This is a genomic window from Acinetobacter sp. YH12105, assembly GCF_013419095.1.
Classification (GTDB): Bacteria; Pseudomonadota; Gammaproteobacteria; order Pseudomonadales; family Moraxellaceae; genus Acinetobacter; species Acinetobacter pseudolwoffii.
Genome location: NZ_VPAU01000005.1, coordinates 166,878 through 190,295, shown reverse-complemented (window position 1 = coordinate 190,295; position 23,418 = coordinate 166,878). Strand labels below are relative to the sequence as shown.

Sequence of the window (23,418 nt, the reverse complement as noted above, 5' to 3'; positions counted from 1 at the left end):
AATTCGCCAATAAATCCATCATATTTTTTGCATTAGTTTTGTGAAAATCAGAAATGCTTTTTTCAGGCATCAATATGAAAAAAAGGCGCATCAAGCGCCTTTTTTATGGAAAGCTAAAATTAAGCTTGTTGACGAGCTTGCTGCTCTTTCAATAAGTCTTCATAGCTTACAGTCGCATCAGTTACTTTAGCAGAAGCCAAAATGTAATCAACAACTTGGTCTTCTAGTACAACAGCTTCGATTTGTTGACGTTGTTGCGCATCGTTTTTGAAGTATTCGATCACTTCGTTTGGATCTTCATAAGAAGACGCCATGTCTTGGATATACGCTTCAACACGTGCAGCATCTACTTCGATTTTCGCATCAGCTAAAACACGGCTAACCAATACGCCAAGTTTTACAGATTTTTCAGCTTGTTCTTTGAACAATTCGTCTGGAAGCATGCTTGAATCAAATGCTTGCGCACCTTGAGCACCGAACTGTTGAGTGAACTGCTGAATCATTTGTTGACGTTGACGGTCAATTTCTTGAGCAAGCATAGCCGCTGGAAGTTCAACTTCGTTTGCAGCAACAAGCGCATCAAAAGTCGCACCTTTTACCTGGTTACGCAGGCCGTTTTTCACTTCACGTTCCATGTTTTTACGAACGTCAGCTTTCAACTTCTCAACGCCTTCTTCTTCAGATACACCGAAGATTTCCAGGAATTCAGCATCAATTTCTGGAAGTTTTTGTTTTTCAACAAGCTTCACAGTGATTTTGAATTGAGCTTGTTTACCAGCAAGGTTTTCAGCTTGGTAATCTTCAGGGAAAGTTACATCAATCACTTTCTCTTCGCCTTTCTTCATACCAACGATGCCGTCTTCGAAGCCAGGAATCATACGGCCAGAACCGAGTACAAGTTTGAAGTCTTCAGCAGCGCCGCCTTCAAATTTCTCGCCATCAACCGTACCTTCAAAATCGAAAGTCACTTGCATGTCTTTTTTAGCCATGCCTTTGGTTTCAGCCCAAGCAGCACGTTGTTTTTGAAGATTTTCGATCATCTTCTCAACGTCTTTATCGTTGACTTCAGTTGCTTTACGTTCAACTTCCAGACCTTCGAATTTCACTTCAACTTCTGGATAAACTTCAACAGTCGCTGTATATACCAGCGCGTCGTCTTTCATTTCAGTTTTTTCGATGTTTGGCATGCCCACAGCATTGATTTTCTCTTGCTGGATTGCTTCGAAAACTGTGTCACGAATAATATCGTTTACCACTTCTTGGTAGATACCCGCGCCGTATTCACGACGAACTACGTTTACAGGCACTTTACCTGGACGGAAGCCGTTGATCTTCGCAGTTTTAGCAGTGCGTTTTAAACGAGCTTCAAATTGCTCATTAATACGGCTCGTCGGTACAGAAACATTTAAACGACGGGCAACGCCCGAAACCGCTTCAGAAGTTACTTGCATGGCTTCCTCTATATATTAGGTTATAACAGGTTTATAAAAATGTGCCACATTATATGACAACATTTAAGGATATACAAAAAATACGCGCGAGTTCCAGTTTTTAAACCCTTTTTTTACTTGAATTGGCATCTTTTCAAATATTCAGGCGATTAAATTGAAATGAAGGAATTGTATATTTTTATTGCAAATGATAAATATTATCACTAGTATTCACTTTCAAATTTGATACAAAACTCTGAACTCTCTCCATATTGGAATTTTGGTTATGCGTGATTTTAATCTTCGACCTTTAGCTGTGGCTATTCTTGGGGTTACAACAGCTGCTGCACATGCTGAAACAACAAGCACAACATCTGTTCCGACAACTCAACTTTCCACGATTGTGGTGTCAGCGGCTGGCTTTGAACAAGAATTAAAAAATGCACCTGCCTCTATTAGTGTGGTCACTGCTGAAGACCTAAAGAAAAAGGGCATTACCAGCATTGCTGATGCACTTACAGAAGTTCCTGGTGTTGACGTACGTAATGGTCAAGGTAAAACAGGCGGCCTTAATATCCAAATGCGTGGTTTAAATCAAAGCTACACCCTTATTTTAATTGATGGTCAACGTCAAAATACCTCTGGCTCAATTGGCCCAAACGGTTTTGGTGAATTCTCTACCAGTTTTATGCCACCTTTAGCTTCTATTGAACGTATTGAAGTGATTCGTGGTCCAATGTCTACACTATATGGCTCAGATGCAATGGGCGGTATTATCAACATCATTACCAAAAAGGTCTCTTCTGAGTGGAATGGTAATGTTTCTGTTGAGCAAAATATTCAAGAAAATTCTGAGATTGGCAATAACTGGAAAACTAGCGCAGTCGTAAATGGTCCATTGATTCAAGATAAGCTTGGCATTCAAGTACGCGGTGAGTTTTTCCATCGTGACGAATCAGATCGACTTGTGACACCTGCAAAAACTATTGATGAAGGTAGTCAAGGACGAGATCCTCGTACTGTAGAAGCAAATAATTATGCTGTTGGTACAAAATTGACCTATAACCTGAATGATAATGTGTCTACTTGGGTTGATTTCGATCATTCTGAACAACGTTTCAATAATAGCGATGCTCGCTTAGGCGAACTTTACGAATTCAACCGCACGACAGGTTTACCATCTGGCCCAGGCTCATATAAAGATGAAATCAAATTTTTAAGAGATCGTATTTCTGCTGGTGTCGATACTGAGTTAAATTTCGGTCAATGGAAAACGTTTGCAAGCTATGTAACTTCTGAACAAGAAGGTCGTCGCTTACCTAAAGGTAATGTTCCTGAATACAACTATTTCTCTGATGGTACCCAAGATCGTATCTTAGAAAATAAAGACTTAACTGTTGATTCTCGTATAATTTCAACGCTTGGCAATCATAAAGTTACTGCTGGTGTTGAATATAAAGATGGTGAAACCATTGACAATTCAGCAGGTAATAGTGTTGCATTTGAGCAAGACTCTTGGTCTATATTTGCTGAAGATGAATGGAATCTAACTGATTCACTTGCGCTCACTTTCGGTGGTCGCTACGAAGACCATAGCGCTTTTGGTGGCCACTTCACACCTCGTGCTTACTTAGTTTGGAATACGAATGATCAATGGACATTAAAAGGTGGCGTGAGCACAGGCTATAAAGTTCCAACAGCCAATGATCTCCATAGCGGCATTAACGGATTTAGCTCTCAAGGTCGAAACGTGACCTTGGGTAATCCAGATCTTAAGCCTGAAGAAACCACAAACTATGAGCTTGGTTTCGTTTACGATAACTTATCTAATTTCTCTTTAACGACTACGGCATTCTTTACTCAATTTAAAGACATTATTGTCAGCGATGCACGTGTGTTTGAAAACTGTTTATGGGCAGGTCGCCCAGCAGGACAAGCGCCTGCGAGTGACTGTATGACTGTAGGTAGTTTCGATAATCAACAAAACTTCGGCTTTAAAGGTAATGCTGATAAAGCTGAAAGCTATGGTGTTGAGCTAAGTGCAAAATACGATATCTCTCCAAGCTTTGATGTAAAAGCAAACTATACGTGGTTAGAATCTGAAATTACCGAAGGTGAAAACAAAGGTAATCCTATTGAAAATACACCTCGTCATGCTTTGAACTTCACAGGAACTTGGTATGTTAATGATAAGTTCACCACATGGTTAGAAGCTGAATATAAATCTGATCGTGTTCGCTTCACGAATCCTAATCTTAATGATGTAAATATAAGTCGCGAGATTGATGCCGTTGGTAATAAATTAAAAGCATATGAGTTATTCAATTTAGGTGCTTCTTATAAAGTAAGTAACCAAGTGACGGTTTCAGGTCGAGTGAATAACTTATTGAACAAAGACTTTGGCGACTACAAAACGTTCATCAACAGTGATAATGATGTAGAAAATGCCTTTCTTTATACTAAAACTACAAGTGGTTTAGCAGGAACATATATTCCTGATCGCAACTACTGGTTATCTCTGTCTTATGACTTCTAAAACTTAAAGTAATTGCAATAAAAAACCCTGCCCTAGCAGGGTTTTTTATTGTCGCTAGACCAGCACCTTCCGAAACCTTTTTAATTCATGCCCTTCCATATACATCACTATTATCAATAAAAATTTAACAATCCAATTTATTTTTCAATATTAATTAAAAACAAATACTTAAATAACTATTGTTACATCATTACATTTAAGAACTCATTTAACATTTTCTTAAAGATCATGAATTCCCATGATAGAAAGATCAAAGTAAAAACAAGAATCATTATTATTCGCATACATTTTCAAATTCATTTCTTAGGTTTAACATGACCTTTATTAAAACACGTAAAAAAATCGTTTCCTCTGCAATTGTTTCGTCTTTATCAATTGTCGGAACACATGCAATTGCTGAAGAAAATGTAGTTCGACTTGACACCATTCATCAAGAAGTCAAAGCTGAACAAGCACCCAGCTTAAAAGTAGATCAATCTGCAAACAGCAAATTTGTTGCTCCTTTACTCGACACACCAAAATCAGTATCCGTTATTTCAAAACAGCTGATTGCAGATACGCAAGTGACGACTTTAAGTGATGCTTTACGTACTGTGCCGGGTATTACCCTAGGTGCAGGTGAAGGGGGCAATCCAAACGGCGATCGTCCGTTTATTCGTGGTTATAACTCTGAAAGCTCCATGTATGTAGACGGCGTTCGTAATGCCACTTCACAAAACCGTGAAATGTTTGCTGTCGAACAGGTCGAAGTGACTAAAGGTTCTGCGTCTGCCATGGGCGGCGCAGGAGCGACCGGTGGTAGCATCAACATGATTTCTAAAGTTGCGAAGAAAGGTGACTTTTTAGAAGGCTCGGTCGCTGGCGGCACAGATAACTATCAACGTATTACTTTAGATGGCAATAAAGATTTCGGAAATGGTATCGCAGCACGTGTTGCGGTAATGGGCCATCATAATGAAAAAGCTGGCCAGAAAGATGGTGCGGAATATAAACGTGCCGGTATTGCGCCAAGTATTAGCTTTGGTCTGGACACCCCTACTCGCGCGACTTTGGGCTATTACTACTTAAAGTCTGATGATACGCCTGATGCTGGTGTACCTTACGGGACACTTGGAACTGCTGATACTATTGGTAAACCCATTGATGTAAAACAAGGCATTTACTACGGATGGCTTAATCGTGACTTCCAAAAACAAGAAAATCAAATTGGTACATTTAAGTTAGAACATGATTTAAATGAAAATTTAACACTTTCTAACATTGCAAGTTATACCCGATCAAAAAATGATTATGTATGGACTCAACCTGACGATAGTCAAAAAAATATTGCCAATGATGAAGTTTGGCGCCGTGCCAATACGCGTATTACCGACACAGAAGGCTATAGCGATCAGCTAAGCTTACGCGGCAAGTTTAATACAGGTGCTTTACAACATAGCTTTAACATCGGTGCTGAATATAGTTATCTAGAATCAGATAAAGGCAATTATACAGTTAACAATTCTGGCAATGTTGAACCTGTTCAAACAGTTGATGCTGCTGGCAACCCAGTCTTTGATAAAGATGGTAAACCTGTAATGACCAACCCAATTGGAGGTAACCCTGCATCTGGTGCATGTTCTACAAATTACGGTTATGGACAAGGTGCTGCATCTGAATACTGGTGTACTTCTGCTCTCAACCCTAATTCACGAGATCCATGGTTAGGCAGTATTACTGTAAATAAAGCCGTCACCACAACAACTGCAGAAACAACATCTATCTATTTATTAGACAGCATCGAAATCAATCCTCAATGGATAGTCGATCTAGGTGCACGTTGGGATAAATTCGATACGGAACTTAAAACCAATGCAACCGGTGTAAAAATTGAAAACAATACGGACTTTTTCTCATATCAAGCAGGCTTAACATTTAAACCTGTAGAAAATGGTTCGATCTATGCGAGTTATTCGACTTCTGCAAACCCAGTAGGGATTGATGCAGGTGATGGCTCTGAAGGAACAGTCAATGCCAACAATAAAGACCTTGACCCTGAAGAAGCTCGTACTTTTGAAATCGGAACAAAATGGGACTTATTAAATGAAAAACTGAATTTAACTGCTGCCATTTTCCGAACAGAAAAACAAAATACGCGGATTCAACTGGATGCTAGTACATATACTAATGGCGGTGAAACCCAAGTTGATGGTATCGAATTGGGCTTAAACGGTAACATTACCGATAAATGGGCAGTTTCAGCTGGCTATACTTATCTAGACAGCGAAACTGTGAATCCAGGCCCATCTTGTAACCGTCAAGGCGTGTGTACACCGGATAACCCTGCCAAAGGTAAACAAATGCAGAATGTGCCTAAAAACTCTGCAACCCTGTGGACAACTTATGCAATAACTCCAGCTTTAACTTTAGGTGCGGGTGCTGTGGCAATGGATAAAGTCTATGGCGATGCTGCGAATACAAAATATGTTCCGGGCTATGTACGTTACGACGCGATGGCACGTTATAACGTAAATAAAAATGTTGATTTACAATTGAACGTCAACAACCTGTCTGATGAACGTTACTTTACCAAAGCTTATGCATCTCACTATGCCACTGAAGCAGAAGGCCGTAGCGCAGTATTGGCAATCAACTTTAAATATTAATTCAATGTAAGCGCATAGCCTCCTTATGGGGGCTATGCTATTTTCAATATAAAATATTCAGGAAAAGTCTTCGTGCTGCATCATATTCCAAACGTACTGAGCAAAGAACAAGTGCAATATTTCCGTGAGGAGATGAATAAAATCGAGTGGGTGAATGGCAAGGTTACGGCTGGTACGCTCTCTGCAACGGTGAAACAGAATCAGCAATTGCCTGAAGATCATCCCCTGACCCATCATTTAAGTCATATTATTCTTGAATCATTGGGTCAACATCCGCTATTTCTATCGGCTGCGATTCCACTCGATATCATTCCCCCACTGTTCAACCGTTATGAAAATAACGAAGCTTTTGGCTTTCATGTCGACAACTCCATTCGCCGTATTCGTGGCACGAATGAACGTCTCAGAACCGACTTATCCTGTACGGTTTTTTTGAGTGAACCTGAAGAATATGCCGGTGGTGAACTGGTGGTTGAAGACACCTATGGCTATCACGAAGTAAAACTGCCTGCCGGGGATATGATTCTGTATCCATCCACCAGTTTGCATGAAGTCACCCCAATCACCTCAGGTTGCCGAATTGCCTCATTTTTCTGGGTACAAAGCATGATTCGTGATGATGCTGAACGGCATATGCTGTTTAATCTGGATCAAAGCATTCAAAACTTGAGAATGCAATTGGGCGATCAGCATGCAGAAGTTATGAAACTGACCAATTTGTATCACAACCTCATGCGCAAATGGGCCGAGCTTTAAAATTTTGCCCGGATTAAATGCCTTTAGCCATCTAGGGCTATCTTTTCTAAAAATATAGGCTGATATGGCATGATTGGGTGTAAAAAATAACGGCTTATTTCAAAATCAAGAAAATATAAAACACTATACTTAAAATATATGGGAATATTTTTCAAAACTTAAAGCTTATAAGAAAATCTTTATTAAGATACGACTAAAATCTATTAAAAAAGCAAAAACTTTTCGGTTTAACTGGATTAAACTTAAAGTTATAAGTTGATCATGCAGGTTTTTTGATTAAAACTAAATCCCAAATATTCCAGAAGATTTTTAGTTTTAATGCTGGTTCCAATCTGTATGTAGACGATTATAGACACAATCTATTCGGTAACCTTTGCCAGTGCTTCAACCAAGCGCAGACTCTATCAGGTTACACAAGGAGCTCTCTCATGATGTTGGCTGATCCAAGTAAAAAATACCGTCGCATGTATCAACGTGTGGACTTACCAGACCGTCAATGGCCGAACAATGAAATCAACAAAGCGCCAATCTGGATGAGTACTGACCTGCGTGATGGTAACCAGGCGATCTTCGAGCCAATGAACATGGAGCAAAAATTCAAGATGTTCCAGATGTTGGTGAAAATCGGTTTCAAGCATATTGAAATTGGTTTCCCTTCAGCATCGCAAATTGACTTTGATTTCACTCGTAAATTGATTGAAGAAGATCATATTCCTGAAGATGTTTATATCGAAGTTTTGGTTCAAGCTCGTGATCATTTAATTGCTCGTACCTTTGAATCTTTACAGGGTGCAAAACGTGCCATTGTGCATATCTACAACTCCAATTCACCGACTTTCCGCGAGAAAGTCTTAAATGTAGATGTAGCGGGCGCAAAACAATTAGCCGTCAATGCAGCACAAAAAGTCAAAGAATATGCCGCAAAACAGCCTGAAACTGAATTTGTCTTCCAGTACAGCCCGGAATGTTTCACTGCGACTGAATTAGAAGTTGCAAAAGATGTCTGTGATGCTGTGACTGAAATCTGGGAAGCATCACCGACCAATAAAGTCATTTTGAACTTGCCTGCAACGGTAGAAGTCTCAGGTCCACACATCTATGCCGATCAAATCGAATGGATGCACCGCAACATCCAGCGTCGTGATGGTGTGATCATTTCAGTTCACTGTCACAATGACCGTGGTTGTGGCATTGCCGCTTCTGAATTGGCGATGATGGCCGGTGCTGACCGAGTTGAAGGCTGTGTCTTCGGAAATGGCGAGCGCACTGGTAACGTTGACGTGGCTGCGATTGCCTTGAACATGTATACCCAAGGCGTGGCACCGAATTTGGATTTCTCCAACATCAATGAAATCATTGCGACTGTGGAAGAATGTACCGGTTTACCTGTGCACCCGCGTCATCCATATGCTGGTGATTTGGTCTTCACAGCATTCTCGGGTTCGCATCAGGATGCCATCAAAAAAGGTTTCGAGTTCCAGAAAAACCAAGAAATCTGGGATATGCCGTACTTGCCAATCGACCCGAAAGATTTGGGCCGTGACTACGACGCAGTGATCCGTGTCAATTCACAGTCAGGTAAAGGTGGCATTGCTTATTTGTTAGAATCGAACTACAACGTGATCTTGCCGCGTCGTTTACAGATTGAATTCTCTCAGATCGTACAAAAACGTACCGATGAACAAGGCACTGAAATCAGCGCGACCGAAATCTGGAAGTTGTTCAAGGAAACCTATGTGGATGCTAAAAACGTTCACTATTCTGCGAAAAACTACAAATTGTCGGATGATAATGGCAATCAGGTGATTGAGCTTGATCTTGAAATTGATGGCCAGTCACGTCGTGTTCGTGGTGAAGGCAATGGTCCAATTTCTGCAATCTTGGATGCACTTCAGTTACCGATTGATGTGGTGAACTATGAAGAGCGCAGCATCAGTTCAGGTGCGCATGCCAAAGCCTTGGCCTTGATTGAACTGCAAGTCAAAGGCACTGGCAAGTCTGCCTTTGGTGCGGGTGTGCATGACAACATCGTGACCTCTTCGATCGAAGCAATTCTTGCATCGACCAACCGTCTGATTGATCAAGGTGTATTAAGCACTGATCAGGTAATCGCTGCTGCGGTCTAACCGGCTGTATTAGAATTAGCGATAATTCATAGCACTAAAATGACTTTAGAAGGATATCCGCTAGTGGTATCCTTTTATTATTCATACTCAAGATTTTAAGGCGAATCCTCCCCGTGTCTTTTCCAGCTGACTCAGTGGGCATTGTTGTCCCACAAAAGTTCCAATTTGAAGAGCCGTTAGAGCTTGAATGCGGTCGCATCCTCCCCCGTTTTGAACTGATGGTTGAAACTTACGGTACCTTAAATGCTGACAAGTCGAATGCCATTCTGATTTGTCATGCCCTTTCTGGTCATCATCATGCCGCAGGTTATCATCATGAAGATGATAAAAAGGCCGGCTGGTGGGACGCCTGTATTGGTCCCGGCAAAGCCATTGATACTGCAAAATTCTTTGTGGTTTCACTGAATAATATTGGGGGCTGTAGTGGCTCTACCGGTCCAACCTCACCAAATCCTGAAAATGAAAACCGTCCTTATGGTCCAGATTTTCCGCTGGTCACGGTCCGCGACTGGGTTAAAACTCAGGCTTTATTGTCCGATCGTTTAGGCATTCAGACTTGGGATGCCATCATTGGTGGTTCACTCGGTGGCATGCAGGCACTGCAATGGTCAGTGGATTACCCGAACCGTTTAAGAAAATGTGTGATTATTGCCAGTGCGCCAAAACTTTCAGCACAGAATATTGCCTTTAATGAAGTAGCACGTCAGTCAATTTTGTCTGATCCTGACTTCCACAACGGCCGTTATCTGGAAAATGACAGCTATCCCAAACGTGGCCTGATCCTGGCGCGTATGGTCGGTCATATTACCTACCTGTCCGAAGAAGCCATGAAGCAGAAATTTGGCCGTGATCTGAAATCTGGCAAATTTATGTATGGTTTTGATGTCGAATTCCAGGTCGAAAGTTATTTGCGTTATCAGGGTGAACAGTTCAGCCGTAACTTTGATGCCAATACCTATCTGATCATGACCAAAGCACTGGATTATTTTGATCCGTCACGTGAATATGAGCAGTCACTGAAAAAAGCCATGGCCCATACCCAGTGCAAATTTTTGGTGGTGTCCTTCACGACTGACTGGCGTTTTACCCCTGCCCGCTCGCAGGAAATTGTGGATGCATTAATTAGCAACCATAAACCGGTGAGCTATTTAGATATTGATGCCGAACAGGGTCATGATTCCTTCCTGTTCCCGATTCCCCTGTATGTAAAATCTTTGCGTGCATTCCTGGGTGGTGAAGAACACCTGAAAGCCACACCGAAGGAGGCCGTATAATGCGTATCGATCAACAACTCGCTGAAAAGTGGATTAAGCCCGGTTCTAGCGTGCTCGACCTGGGTTGTGGCGATGGTGAATTGCTGGCACAAATGAGTAAAAAACACGATATTCGTGCATACGGATTGGAAATTGATCAGGAAAAGATTGCAATTGCGGTCAGTCGCGGGTTAAATATCATCCAACAAGACTTAAACCTCGGTTTAAGCCGCTTTGCCGACCAGTCTTTTGACAATGTGGTCATGGCACAAGCTTTGCAGGCTGTAGATGCACCTGACGTATTATTGCGTGATATGGTGCGTGTAGGGAAACAGGCCATTATTACGTTTCCAAACTTTGCCCACTGGAAGACCCGTTCTTTCTTGGCGATCAAAGGAAAAATGCCGGTTTCTGAAGCCTTGCCTTATATGTGGTATAACACCCCGAATATCCACTTATGTACATTCCGTGACTTTGAAGCACTCTGTGCGGAAAATAACATCAAAATTATTAATCGACTCGCTGTGAACGGGAATCAAGAAGATAGTTTGCTCAGCAAACATCTCCCTAATCTATTTGGTGAAGTCGCAATTTATCGAGTGAGCGCGCTATGAAAAAATTATTATTAGGTACGACGCTACTGGCTGGACTTTTTGGCATGCAAGCCCATGCAGACTATGTTGCTCCAAGTCCTTCTGTTGCCAGTCAAGCGGCTCAGTATTCAATAATGGATATCAACAGTCTGATCAAAGCAGCTAAAGCAGGTCAGGCCGGTGCACAGTTTTATCTGGCCACCAAATACCAGTATGGCAAAGACATTCAAAAAGATGAACGACAGGCCTTTGCCTGGTACAAAGCTGCTGCCGATCAAGGTTTAGCTGTGGCGCAGTTAAATGTCGGCCGTATGCTGGCAGATGGCATGGGCACCCGAAAAGATGAAGCGCTGGCACGTCAGTATTTTGAAAAAGCAGCCAGCCGTGGTGATAACCGTGCCAGCTTTAACCTGGCCATGATGGAAGAGAAAAAGAAAAACTACATGGGTGCTTATCAGTGGTATGAACTGTCTACCCGTGATGGCATGCTCGACAATAAAGTGATTACCCTTTCTGAAGGCAAGAAAACAGCATTGGCGGCAAACTTGACCCAGGAACAGATCCGTCAGGCGCGTGACCGTGCCGACAGATGGATTCAGGCACAATAAAGCTGAATGGTATAAATAGCACCTTCGGGTGCTTTTTTATTGCCTACAAACCCGCAATGGCAGTTAAAATAGCACGATTGATATTTAGAGAATGAGTGACACATGGCTTCTACAGATTGGTTATCCCAAGGCACACTGGTATTGGCAAGTAATAACAAAGGTAAAATTGCCGAGTTTGAGAAAATGTTTGCTGAATTACAATTACCTGTTGAAGTCGTGGCGCAAGGTAAATTGAATATCGAAGATGCCATCGAAGATGGTTTAAGCTTTGTTGAAAATGCCATTATCAAGGCACGCCACGCGGCTAAAATCTCAGGTAAACCTGCGATTGCCGATGACTCAGGCATTTGTGTGCCAGTTCTTGGCGGAGCTCCTGGGATCTACTCAGCACGTTATGCCGGTGAACATGGCAATGATGCCGCCAACAATAAGAAACTGCTGGCAGATTTGAAACCATTGCGTAAAGATAGCGAAGCGATTGAAGGCATGTTTGTCTGTGTACTGGCACTGGTTCAACATGCTGAAGATCCACTGCCACAAATTTTCCAGGGCATCTGGACGGGTGAAATTTTAGAAGCAGCACGCGGTGAAAATGGCTTCGGTTATGACCCGCTGTTCTGGTTGCCGGAACTCGGTATTTCCAGTGCAGAAATGAGCAAAGAAGAAAAGAATAAAATCAGTCATCGTGGTCAGGCCATGCAGCTGTTTAAAGCCAGTTTGGCGAAATAATTTGTTTTACCCCTCCCTTTTCCAAAGGGAGGTCGGGAGGGATTCAAATTTACCTCTTATCAAGAATCCCCCTAAATCCCCATTTTTCAAAGGGGGGGGGACTTTATAACTCTTTCTAGCCTTCTCTCCAAAAAAGGAAACTTTATAGCGTAGGCATCACCGTATGCAACACCAGCCCATAGATCCCAATCAAAATTGCACTCGCAATCGTCCCCGAAGCAATATATTTGGCAGAATGCCCTGTGCCCTGATAATGGGTTTCTAAAGCCACGATATTCGCTGCCGGTGGCAATAAGAAATACATCATCATTACACTATAAGTCAGGAGCTGATGTGGAATCGGCAAGAATATATAGGCAATACCAGCCAAGCCTAATGCAAAAATAAAGCGCCCGCTGATCAGCACCAGACTGCGCTTTAAATCCCTCAGCTGAATACGGACATGACGAAGCCACATGCCCAAAATGCACATTCCTGCAAAAGTGACTAAAAATTTATTGGCTGCATATGCCCATTGAAGGGTAGGATGAAACTCATAATGACTAAAGTCCCAAAATGATAAAACCCCTGCAATACTGAGTGCGATCACCGGTGGCGATTGCAGGATATTTTTCAGAATAAATGTCCAATCTTGGCGAGTTTGGCTCACGGCAATGACAGCACTGACATTCCCAAATAATGAGCCACCAATATAAAGTGCAATCATGGTCGACATTGCGTCAGTGCCAAACACTGCTAAGGCAAATGGCAGACCGAGCCATACGCCATTCAAATAGCTAAAACACAGCGCACGCAATTTATCTTTGGCAAAATAATAAAACAGGCTAAACAGCACAATTGAACTAAAAATACTAAAGCCCATCAGCCACAGACTGCCCGCTTTATAAAACACCATATTGTAAATAATCAGCACAGGAATCAGGACACGTGCCAATAAAGCCGCCAAGACAGGTCGAATTGGCTTTAAATATTGCACGCCCCAATAACCAATCAAAAAAGACAGCAGGGGAAGAATCAAGGCCATGACAGTGCTGCTGAGATTTCCATATCAGGTTATATGCTAGCACAGCATCCTTTTCATCTAATGATAGATTTTTCATATGAATTACTCATTACCCTGCTGCCGTGTCGGCAAACTGTCATTAAAGCGTCACTGCATTGTCATACAAGCCTGCTGAGATAGGGGCATGAAATATAGAGGATAAAATAATGGCAGGATTATCAATTTGGCATGTGCTGATTTTTGCAATTGTGGTGATTTTATTGTTTGGTACATCGAAGCTGAAAAACCTGGGTAAAGATGTCGGCGGTGCAATTAAAGACTTTAAAAAATCAGTCAAAGATGAAGAAGCAGAAATGGCCAAGCTGCAAGAACCGCGAACGATTGATGCACAAGTCAAAACCCCTGAAACCTCGATCAAGAGTTAAGAGTCCGCTATGCTCAATATCGGAATGACCGAGCTGCTGATTTTCGGGATTATTGCACTTCTGGTGCTTGGGCCAGACAAGTTGCCTGAGGCAGTCCGTTTTGTCGGAACATGGTATGGCAAGATCAAGCGCATGGTCAGCAATGTTCAGAACGATCTGGATCGTGAATTACGCTTGTCCGAACTGCGAGAACAGATGCAGGCCGAAATGCAGCGGATCCAGCAACTGGAAGCCAAGATGCAGGCACAAATGGCAGATTTGCAGCAGCCGATTGCAACTGATGAATTAAAAATAAAGCCTCAGGCTGCCCAGCCCGTGCTTCGCTATCAGCCTGTGGTACAGCCCGTATCAGCGGTGTATTTACCTCAGCCTGCACAAACTCAAGCAGTGATTTCCCAACAACGCTATACAGAAATGAAGGTGGCCGTATGACGTCTTTACCGACCACACCTGCCTCAAATGATGCTGCAGCGCTGAACCTTGAAGAGATGCCGATTACCCAGCATTTGGTGGTGTTAAGAAAACATCTGTTTAAAGTGGTTGCTGTCCTGATTGGCCTGTTTTTCTGTTTGCTGCCCTTTGCCAATCAGACCTATCAATGGTTATCTGAACCTTTACGGGCACAATTGCCTGCCAGCTCGACCATGATTGCCACGGATGTGACGGCAACATTCATGGCTCCGTTCAAGCTGAATTTCTTTGTGGCGCTGATGATCACAATGCCGTTTATTCTGTATCAGCTCTGGACATTTGTTAAACCGGCGTTATATGCCAAAGAAAAGAGTCTGGCACTGCCGCTTTTGATCGGCAGTATTGTGCTGTTTTATACCGGGATCAGCTTTGCCTACTTTGTGGCCTTACCTTCGATCCTGCATTTTTTTATCAGTGTCTCGCCGGAAACTGTGGCACCGATGACCGACATTAACAGTTATCTTAGCTTCTGTTTAAAGCTGTTTCTGGTCTTTGGTTTTACCTTTGAAATCCCGATTATTACCTTGGTTTTAATCCTGATTGGGGCAGTTTCAACACAAACCCTGGTGGAGAAACGGCGCTTTATTATTGTCGGCTGTTTCTTTGTCGCGATGTTCGTGACACCGCCAGATGCACTGTCGATGATCATGTTAGCTGTACCGATGTGGTTGCTGTTTGAACTGGGTTTGCTGGCCGGAAAACTGATCGAAAAACGGCGTTTAAAAGCGCAATAAGAACAATCAGCCAAAACAAAAATCATGCTTTAACTCAGGCAGCTCCGGCTGTCTTTTTATTTTCAAAATATTATTAAGATACTGATTTATTTAATCTTAATGTCACATTTCCTTAAGATTAGTGTCACATCCCAGACTTAAGGTATTGAAAACTTCTACACCACCAAGCACTTATTTTTACTTGAGACTTTAAAATGAAAAACGAAGACATGATACCTTGCCAGGATCTGGTTGAAGACAGTAATAATTCAAACAATAGCCACTTTCAAACAATTCTGGATCAATACACCAGTCGCCGTAGTTTTATTGCAAAAACCACCAGTGGGGCAATGGCCTTAGCCTTTGCAGCAACAGTAAGTGGTTGTTCAGATGATGATAATGATTCTGGCACGCCTGACACTAACCCCACCACACCACCAGACACCACGAACCCAGATCAACATGCATGGAGTGACCTGAAAGCGCGCCCGAATAAATTGACCTTTGAGCCGGTTCGCAAAAATACGCAAAACTTCTTTAGCGTGCCTGAAGGCTATGAACTGAAAGTGCTATATGCGGTCGGTGATCCAATTAACCCTGCATATTCAGAAAAGACAGATGTAACATTAGCTTCAGGTGCTTCTTATCAGTTCCGTGCAGGCGATAACCATGACGGCATGAGCTTTTTCGGTATGCATCCAAGCAACAAAAACTATGCGGCCAAAGAGTCCACCCAAGGTTTACTAGTTTTAAATCACGAATACCTGCAACAAGCTCAACTCCATACGCCAGAAGGCCCGATTACGATCGACGGTGTACGTCCAGAAGATCAGGTCCTTCGTGAAGTGAATGCGCATGGGGTTTCGGTAATTGAGATTAGCAAAGATGCCAATACACAAGAGGTTAAAATTAACTTAAATTCTAAGTTTAACCGTCGTATCACGGCAGCAACCGAGATGGAAATTCATGGACCCGCTCGCGGCTCTGACTTGGTGAAAACGATTTTCTCACCCGATGGAACGTTGACGCGCGGCACCTTTGCCAACTGTGGTAATGGGTATACACCTTGGGGCACTTACTTAACCGCGGAAGAAAACTGGAGTGGTTATTTCGCTCGTCAAGCCAACGACACCCGCGCTATTGCAAAAGAAGAAATTTCATTATCTCGTTATGGTCGTGGTGGTACCGATGCCCGTTCGTCTCAATACCGCTGGAATACTCCTGTTGCTGAATTAACCGGTGATAAAGGACTGTATGATCGTTGGGATATTTCAGTTAAAGGTGCAAGTGCTTTAGCAGATTATCGTAATGTCATGAATACGTGTGGCTTCATTGTAGAGATTGATCCATTTAGCGCGACTACACGTCCAGTTAAACGTACTGCACTGGGTCGTTTTGCACACGAAGATTGCCGCTGTAGTAACCCTATTCCGGGTCAGCCATTAGCGTTCTATATGGGGGATGATGCAACAGGCGAATATATCTATAAATTTGTTTCTGATGCAGTCTGGGATCCGAAAGATGTCAATGGAGGTTATACCGCTGGTGATAAATACATGGATAAAGGCACATTATATGTCGCTAAATTCAATGATGATGGTACTGGTGAATGGTTAGAACTTAGCTATGGTAAAAATGGTTTAACTGCTGCCAACGAAATTTATCCATTTGCAGGCCAAGACGATATCGTCATTAATCTCCGTCTTGCTGCCGATCATGTCGGTGCGACCAAAATGGATCGTCCGGAATGGGTTGCCATCAATCCGGAAAATGGTGAAGTCTATGTCACTCTCACCAATAACGGTAACCGCGGACGCGCCTACCCGACCGATGCAGCAAACCCACGTAGCTATATCGACTTCAAAGATTCAAATGCCAGTAATTCAGGCAATATGAATGGTCACATTATCCGTTTTAGTGAAAATGAGAATAATGTCAAAGCAACGACATTTGCCTGGGATATCTTCCTGTTCGGTGCAGAAGCACGAGCTGCCTCTAACATCAACCTGTCAGGTCTGGATGATTTAAATGACTTCTCTAGCCCGGACGGGATGTGGTTCGATCCACGTGGAATTTTGTGGATCCAGACGGATGATGGTCAGTACACCGATGAAACCAACTGCATGATGCTGGCAGCCCTGCCAGGTACAGTCGGTGATGGCAGAAAAGCATTGGCAGCCAGTACCAAAGCTGAAGGACAGGAAACCTTTGTCGGCGCCAAGCTGAATAATGATCGGGTTCGCCGCTTCCTCACAGGTCCATCGGGCTGTGAAATTACCGGTGTGACGATTACGCCGGACTACAAAGCAATTTTCGTCAATGTGCAGCATCCAGGCGGTGCATGGCCAGCCAATCAAAGCGAGCGTTATAGCCGTTTAGGCAAAGTGCCTCGCTCTGCTACTGTGGTCATTACCCGTAAAGACGGTGGTGCGATTGCCGGTGAAGCCTTGGAACAAGCGACAGCATAAAAATCAGTGACTCAAAAATGCCGGCAGATGTCGGCATTTTTTATCTGGGATTATTGTTGTAGCATCATGATTTTCTCGACCAATTGCCCTGCAGTCACACCTTGTTGTGACTTCTCGATCCAGTGCCATTGTCCTCGCTGCATTCTTAGAAAATTCGAGCAACGGGTGCCGTAAGTCGGGCTTTGAATAAAAGTCGAGGACAGCAGATGTTCCATTTCAACCGAGATCCCTGTTTCCGGCAGCAGTTCAGGAATCACCTTGCGTTCATCTTCCAGAATATCCCAAACCGCATGACACAGATCAGTTTCTGGCATGGCTGGTTGTTGCAGCATCGGTAAAAATTCCTGGGTAAAGCGTTTGCGCAAATGTCGGGTCTTGTACCAGTCTTCAGTCATCAGCCCATTGGAAACCACATAGACTCCTTGCGCCAAGACTTGAGGTGCTTCACCACGATTACTCATATATACCGCCTGCTGCTGATCTCCGACAAACAGGTTAAAACCGGCATAATCACATTGCCGCTGCTCCAGATTTTGAGCAAAGCGAATAGGCGTTAAGTCAGAATTTAAAAAGTCCTGAATAATATGTCCACGTGAAGTCGGATAATGCCCTTTGTCCTGTCCATCCCGGAAATTGGTAATCACCGCCCATCTTCCTGCAGCCGTCACTCCCATCCAGGTACCGCCTGACTGTAGATCCTGTCCGGCAATAATCGGACTATTTTCCCATTCATACAGCGCCTGTGTAGGCCGCTGATAGAACTCATCCCGGTTTGAAATCAGACATAATGGGGTCTGATCCAGCACCCGCCACGCCAATGCCACGATACACATAATTTACGCTCTCGATCTTTACACATTGAATGTACAACATTTTTCTTTGCTTTCAGCTAAAATCTGTGCAAAACAGAATCACAAGGAACAGGAATGCTCACCTATCCCAATATTGATCCCGTCGCGATTTCGCTCGGGCCCTTACAAGTCCACTGGTATGGACTGATGTACTTACTGGCATTTTTATTTGCCTGGGGATTGGCGACGTTTCGCGCCAAACAGCGTGGCTGGACACCAGATATGGTCTCTGACCTGATCTTCTTCGGCGCACTCGGTGTGATCATCGGTGGCCGTGTCGGTTATGTCTTCTTTTACGGTTTTTCCCAGTTCCTGGCCGATCCTCTATGGCTATTCCAGATCTGGACTGGTGGCATGAGTTTCCACGGCGGTTTCCTCGGGGTCATTCTGGCCATGTTATGGTGGTGCAAGAAATACAAGATGACTTGGTTCCAGACCCTGGATTTTGTCGCGCCTTGCGTACCCACAGGTCTGATGTTTGGCCGGATTGGTAACTTTATTGGCGGCGAACTGTATGGCCGTCAGGTCAGCGATCCAAACTTTGCCTGGGGCATGATCTTCCCGACCGATCCGCTGCAACTGGTACGTCATCCCTCACAACTGTATCAGGCGCTGTGTGAAGGTTTAATTCTATTTATTGTACTATGGTGGTTCAGCTCCAAGCCGCGTCCGCGTATGGCCGTATCTGCGCTGTTCCTGATTGGCTATGGTCTGGCACGTTTTGTGGTTGAATTCTTCCGTGAACCGGACAATGGTCAGCTGTTTATTGGCTGGATGAGCAAGGGCCAATTCCTGAGCCTGCCAATGATCCTGATTGGCTTGTGGATGATGTGGTATGCCTACCAAAAGAAAATCTATGACTGGGGGCCACAGAAAAACAGTTAAAACCAGCTTAATTGAGCGAGGCACAGGCCTCGCTTTTTTATAGCCAAAATATGCTAAAGTGCCGATTATCTTTTCGATTTCTTCATCATTATGCTTGAGTTCTGGTTTAATCCGCAGGTATCTGTTCTCAAAAAACTGTTGATCTTTATTGTGATTGCAGCAACAGCTGCAGGCTTGTACTGGATGGAACCACTGCCCTTAGATTCAATTTTGATGTTTGTCGGTACCGGCATTGTTTTTCTGATCTGCCGTTACTGCAAAATCCACTTTGCCAACAAAAACCCGACCGGTTTGCTGTATAGATTACTGACCTGGATTCCAATTGCCTTATTGATTGCTTTAGTTTTTATGAACATGCAACAGGGCGAAATCCTGATTCCGGGTGCACAAGGTATTGCCTTTATGGCACTGGCGATTTGCCTGTTTTCACCATTGTCGCTGCTCAATCAGAACAAATCAGATGCGGGTTCACCCCATGCTTGAGTTCTGGTATTCCGAACGTTGTAGCCGTCAAAACAAGCTGATGGTCATCATCGTGACCTGTATTTTGATTTATGCAGCATCGACTGTGGCCCAGTTAGATCCGGTATTTGTTGGGGTGAGTTTAGCGATTGGGATTGTCGTGCATTTACTGCACCATTTCCGCCTGAAAATTTCGAAATCCAATCCCTATGCAAATGGCTTTAGCGCCTTGAGCCGGGTGATTCCCATCATTGCCTTAATTACCCTGTTTGGCTATTTGCCTGAACAGCACCAACAATGGGGCAAATTTGCCTGGGGTCTGCAATGTCTTGGCTTTGCCGCGATTGGATTATTTATCGTTTCAATCTATGAAAGCCGTGCGAAGCGTTTTGAGGACTGATCACTTCGCAGTATTTTCTTAGAAGTAAGTTTCCAGACGATAGTAACTATAAGTCACGTTTTTATTGCGATAAACCGCATGATCTCGCTGTTTGAAATCCGATACCCAGGCACTACCTGAATAAGCCGCGATATGTCCATATTTATGTCCCTGAGTACGGTCAATAATATAGATATCGCCTTTTTTCGGCCGATCAAAAGAAGCATTAATTTTCTTATAACCCAGTTGCATCAGGGTATTTCCCCAATCCGCTGCAGCCACGGGATGATTGACAATTTTCGCACCCGAAGATTGCAGACCGACACGAATACTGCGCGCACATTTCTGTGTACTGGTATTTCGGGTAATGCCTTGCAGATAACTGGTAAATTTCTCGATATTAATACGCTGACCATTGCCTGCGCCTGAAGCATTACGGACAGTGGCTTTTTGCGTTGGCTTTTTAGGTCTTTGCTCCGATTGGGAACGCACCATGATATTCGCTTGCACAGGAGCATAAACTTCGCTCATGTTCACCTGATGATCATAGATCATGCCTTACCAACCGCTCCTCGCCTGCAACTTAGGCTTTCATATTGTTAACAAGCGAAGGATACTAGCCGGATAAATGTTATTTTTCACATAAAAAATGTAAACAAATTTGTCTATTTTTACAGCATTTAAATTAAGCCTTTCTTTCTATTGTAATTACAAAAATAATCATCTTTATAAAAAAATTGTAAAGCAAATAAGACTCAAACAACGAATAAAGTCTGAACATATCTGTATAAGCATCCTCTTCATCTATTTTTTCGGCAATCTGGTATGCATATTTAATGCATTGCAAAGCGCTATTCCAAGATAACATTTCACTACAGGACTACATCATTTTTAGCCGCAAATCTCGTATTAAACTAATTCGGCATTTTTAAATATTGAACTAAACGGAGAAGAAAAAATGACTCAGGATTTAGCCACTGTTTCAAATTTTAATTTAGAACAATATTTAGGTACCTGGTATGAAATTGCACGTTTGCCAATGAAACACCAGCCCGAAGACAGCACTGATATTTCTGCGGTATATAGCTTGAATGAAAATGGTAAAGTTCGGGTGCAGAACCGCTGTCTGGATGGCGATGGCAAGCTCGATGAAGCCATTGCTGAAGCCAGCATCGTTGATGCAGAACATGCCAAGCTTGAAGTCAGCTTTTTACCCGAAGGCCTGCGTTGGATCCCGTTTACCAAGGGCGATTACTGGGTATTAAAAATCGATCCGGATTATCAGACGGCCCTTGTGGGCGAACCTGGTAAAGAATACTTATGGCTGCTACATCGCGGGACAACTTTAGATGAAGCCACTCAACGTGAATATTTAAGCTATGCAGAGTCCTTAGGTTATGACTTGTCTGATCTGATTCACACCGTGCATACTGGCCATAAAACGGCTTAATTTACTGTACAAAGACCTCTATCAGGAGGTCTTTTTTATTCTGGTTTGAGCGATGAAAGCTCATCAAAAAATGCTATGATATGCGCAATTTAAATTGTCCCTTTCGACAGCAAATTATTTTTGAAATAATCTATACTGCTGTTAAAACGGCGATTTTCAACAGATTTAAATAGAGAGACCTATGCGCCAATATCTTGACCTTTTACAACACATTCTCGACAACGGCGGTGATAAAGGCGACCGTACCGGTACAGGGACACGTTCGGTATTTGGTCATCAGCTGCGCTTCGATCTTTCCCAAGGTTTCCCTTTACTTACCACCAAAAAAGTTCATTTCCGTTCTATCGTGATTGAATTATTATGGTTTTTAAAAGGCGACACCAACGTTCAATATTTAAAAGATCATAAAGTTTCGATTTGGGATGAGTGGGCAACCGCCGAACAGACCGCACGTTTTGGCCGCCCTGAAGGTGAACTGGGGCCAGTTTACGGTCACCAGTGGCGTAATTTTGGTGCCAGCAAAAATGCAGATAATAGCTATAATCAGGATGGTTTTGACCAGATCAAATGGTTGATTAATGAAATTAAAACCAATCCGAATTCGCGCCGTCTGATTGTATCTGGCTGGAATCCGAATGAAGCGGGCCAAGTGGCATTACCGCCTTGCCATACCCTGTTCCAGTTCTTTGTCCACAATGGCAAATTGTCTTGTCAGCTGTATCAGCGTAGCGCCGATGTTTTTCTCGGTGTTCCATTTAATATCGCCAGCTATGCCCTGTTGACACATATGATCGCGCAAGTCTGTGAGCTGGAGGTCGGTGATTTTGTCTGGACCGGTGGCGATACACACCTGTATAGTAATCACTTCGAGCAAGCGCAATTACAACTCAGCCGTGAGCCCTTGGGCCTGTGCCAACTTAAATTGAATCCTGAAATCAAAAACCTGTTCGACTTCAAATTTGAAGATATTGAAATTATTGGTTATGAATCACATCCGGGGATTAAGGCACCCGTTGCAGTGTAAATGTTCCCAAACCAAAGAAAATCAAAATCCCACTTTGCTTAAAGTGGGATTTTGCATTTTAATAGGAGCAAATTTTTATTTGTTTTTGAGTGTAGGTATGGCATTTCAGGATTTAGAAGTCGTTCATGTCGTTGCAATGGATCAGCAGCGCTGTATTGGTAAGGACAATGACCTGCCTTGGCATATCTCAGCCGATCTCAAGCATTTTAAAGAAATCACTCAGGGCGGTGTGATTGTCATGGGCCGCAAGACCCTTGAATCGATGGGACGTGCGCTCCCTAAACGCGTGAACTGGGTCATTACCCGTGATCCTGACTGGTCTTTTCAAGGCACTAAAGTTGCTCATAACATTGAAGATGCGCTTATTCAGGTAGTTACTGATGTGCAAAACTCAGAAAAACCGACGTCTATTTTCATTATTGGTGGCGGTGAAATCTTTAAACAGACCATGGACATTGCCGACCGTCTGGAACTGACCCATGTCAACCTGGATGTACAAGGTCATGCCTATTATCCTGAAATTCCGGCAAAATTTAAAAAAGTCGCGACCGAGCAACATATTGACGACAAAACCGGGATTGCTTTTGAGTTTGCAACCTACAGAAAATAAA

General features: G+C 43.1%; 22 protein-coding genes. 18 read left to right on the top strand and 4 right to left on the bottom strand.

The window, feature by feature from the left end; translation table 11 throughout:
• Window positions 1-119 precede the first annotated feature (119 nt).
• The gene (gene tig, locus FTU44_RS06380; protein ID WP_005095580.1) at window positions 120-1,451 is read right to left on the bottom strand and encodes a trigger factor; all 1,332 of its coding nucleotides are present in this window, start codon (window positions 1,449-1,451) and stop codon (window positions 120-122) included.
• Window positions 1,452-1,716: 265 nt separating this feature from the next.
• Here tig and FTU44_RS06375 point away from each other — a divergent pair, with 265 nt between their 5' ends.
• The 8 genes from FTU44_RS06375 (at window position 1,717) to rdgB (ending at window position 12,676) form a co-directional block, all read left to right on the top strand.
• Window positions 1,717-3,966, top strand: a complete 2,250-nt coding sequence (locus FTU44_RS06375) for a TonB-dependent receptor domain-containing protein (protein ID WP_005172757.1) — start codon at window positions 1,717-1,719, stop codon at window positions 3,964-3,966.
• 314 nt (window positions 3,967-4,280) lie between these two features.
• Entirely contained in the window at window positions 4,281-6,611 is a 2,331-nt protein-coding gene (locus tag FTU44_RS06370) for a TonB-dependent siderophore receptor (protein ID WP_180049872.1), read from the top strand.
• Between the two features lie 72 nt (window positions 6,612-6,683).
• Complete coding sequence (locus FTU44_RS06365) at window positions 6,684-7,367, top strand: Fe2+-dependent dioxygenase (RefSeq protein WP_100357541.1); 684 nt, start codon at window positions 6,684-6,686, stop codon at window positions 7,365-7,367.
• A gap of 428 nt (window positions 7,368-7,795) precedes the next feature.
• Window positions 7,796-9,493, top strand: coding sequence for a 2-isopropylmalate synthase (gene leuA / locus FTU44_RS06360; protein ID WP_180049870.1), 1,698 nt, complete (start codon window positions 7,796-7,798; stop codon window positions 9,491-9,493).
• Between the two features lie 113 nt (window positions 9,494-9,606).
• Complete coding sequence (locus tag FTU44_RS06355) at window positions 9,607-10,767, top strand: homoserine O-acetyltransferase (RefSeq protein ID WP_005095567.1); 1,161 nt, start codon at window positions 9,607-9,609, stop codon at window positions 10,765-10,767.
• A complete protein-coding gene (gene metW / locus FTU44_RS06350) occupies window positions 10,767-11,360 on the top strand; it encodes a methionine biosynthesis protein MetW (RefSeq protein ID WP_005095565.1) in 594 nt (197 codons plus the stop codon). Before FTU44_RS06355 ends, metW begins: the two co-directional genes overlap by 1 nt.
• A complete protein-coding gene (locus tag FTU44_RS06345; RefSeq protein ID WP_005095562.1) occupies window positions 11,357-11,947 on the top strand; it encodes a tetratricopeptide repeat protein in 591 nt (196 codons plus the stop codon). Before metW ends, FTU44_RS06345 begins: the two co-directional genes overlap by 4 nt.
• 102 nt (window positions 11,948-12,049) lie before the next feature.
• Window positions 12,050-12,676, top strand: a complete 627-nt coding sequence (gene rdgB / locus FTU44_RS06340) for an RdgB/HAM1 family non-canonical purine NTP pyrophosphatase (RefSeq protein WP_005095560.1) — start codon at window positions 12,050-12,052, stop codon at window positions 12,674-12,676.
• A 142-nt stretch (window positions 12,677-12,818) separates the two neighbouring features.
• Here rdgB and FTU44_RS06335 read toward each other — a convergent pair whose 3' ends face one another.
• A complete protein-coding gene (locus tag FTU44_RS06335) occupies window positions 12,819-13,700 on the bottom strand; it encodes a permease (protein ID WP_180049868.1) in 882 nt (293 codons plus the stop codon).
• Between the two features lie 185 nt (window positions 13,701-13,885).
• Here FTU44_RS06335 and tatA point away from each other — a divergent pair, with 185 nt between their 5' ends.
• The 4 genes from tatA (at window position 13,886) to FTU44_RS06315 (ending at window position 17,756) form a co-directional block, all read left to right on the top strand.
• Entirely contained in the window at window positions 13,886-14,104 is a 219-nt protein-coding gene (gene tatA / locus FTU44_RS06330) for a Sec-independent protein translocase subunit TatA (protein ID WP_100355649.1), read from the top strand.
• Between the two features lie 9 nt (window positions 14,105-14,113).
• On the top strand, window positions 14,114-14,536 hold the full coding sequence (gene tatB, locus FTU44_RS06325; protein ID WP_100355648.1) for a Sec-independent protein translocase protein TatB: 423 nt from the start codon (window positions 14,114-14,116) through the stop codon (window positions 14,534-14,536).
• Complete coding sequence (tatC, locus tag FTU44_RS06320) at window positions 14,533-15,309, top strand: twin-arginine translocase subunit TatC (RefSeq protein ID WP_100355647.1); 777 nt, start codon at window positions 14,533-14,535, stop codon at window positions 15,307-15,309. The genes tatB and tatC overlap by 4 nt, the downstream gene beginning before the upstream one ends.
• A gap of 194 nt (window positions 15,310-15,503) precedes the next feature.
• Entirely contained in the window at window positions 15,504-17,756 is a 2,253-nt protein-coding gene (locus FTU44_RS06315) for a PhoX family phosphatase (RefSeq protein ID WP_180049866.1), read from the top strand.
• Window positions 17,757-17,806: 50 nt separating this feature from the next.
• Here FTU44_RS06315 and FTU44_RS06310 read toward each other — a convergent pair whose 3' ends face one another.
• Entirely contained in the window at window positions 17,807-18,589 is a 783-nt protein-coding gene (locus FTU44_RS06310) for an NRDE family protein (RefSeq protein WP_180049864.1), read from the bottom strand.
• 93 nt (window positions 18,590-18,682) lie between these two features.
• On the opposite strand from FTU44_RS06310, the gene lgt reads away from it, so the two are divergent.
• The 3 genes from lgt to FTU44_RS06295 all read left to right on the top strand — a co-directional run bounded on the left by lgt (window position 18,683) and on the right by FTU44_RS06295 (window position 20,354).
• The gene (lgt, locus tag FTU44_RS06305) at window positions 18,683-19,492 is read left to right on the top strand and encodes a prolipoprotein diacylglyceryl transferase (protein WP_180049862.1); all 810 of its coding nucleotides are present in this window, start codon (window positions 18,683-18,685) and stop codon (window positions 19,490-19,492) included.
• A 90-nt stretch (window positions 19,493-19,582) separates the two neighbouring features.
• Complete coding sequence (locus FTU44_RS06300) at window positions 19,583-19,975, top strand: hypothetical protein (protein ID WP_004729514.1); 393 nt, start codon at window positions 19,583-19,585, stop codon at window positions 19,973-19,975.
• Window positions 19,968-20,354, top strand: a complete 387-nt coding sequence (locus FTU44_RS06295) for a hypothetical protein (RefSeq protein WP_100355644.1) — start codon at window positions 19,968-19,970, stop codon at window positions 20,352-20,354. The genes FTU44_RS06300 and FTU44_RS06295 overlap by 8 nt, the downstream gene beginning before the upstream one ends.
• Before the next feature lie 18 nt (window positions 20,355-20,372).
• Here the strand turns inward: FTU44_RS06295 and FTU44_RS06290 are convergent, their stop codons facing one another.
• Window positions 20,373-20,888, bottom strand: a complete 516-nt coding sequence (locus FTU44_RS06290; protein ID WP_005172772.1) for a hypothetical protein — start codon at window positions 20,886-20,888, stop codon at window positions 20,373-20,375.
• A 403-nt stretch (window positions 20,889-21,291) separates the two neighbouring features.
• Between FTU44_RS06290 and FTU44_RS06285 the strand changes: the two genes are divergently transcribed.
• The 3 genes from FTU44_RS06285 (at window position 21,292) to FTU44_RS06275 (ending at window position 23,417) form a co-directional block, all read left to right on the top strand.
• Window positions 21,292-21,783: a lipocalin family protein gene (locus FTU44_RS06285; RefSeq protein ID WP_180049860.1), complete on the top strand. Its 492-nt coding sequence runs from the start codon at window positions 21,292-21,294 to the stop codon at window positions 21,781-21,783.
• A 181-nt stretch (window positions 21,784-21,964) separates the two neighbouring features.
• Entirely contained in the window at window positions 21,965-22,807 is an 843-nt protein-coding gene (thyA, locus tag FTU44_RS06280; RefSeq protein WP_005095540.1) for a thymidylate synthase, read from the top strand.
• A 97-nt stretch (window positions 22,808-22,904) separates the two neighbouring features.
• The gene (locus FTU44_RS06275) at window positions 22,905-23,417 is read left to right on the top strand and encodes a dihydrofolate reductase (RefSeq protein ID WP_180049858.1); all 513 of its coding nucleotides are present in this window, start codon (window positions 22,905-22,907) and stop codon (window positions 23,415-23,417) included.
• Window position 23,418: the final 1 nt, after the last annotated feature.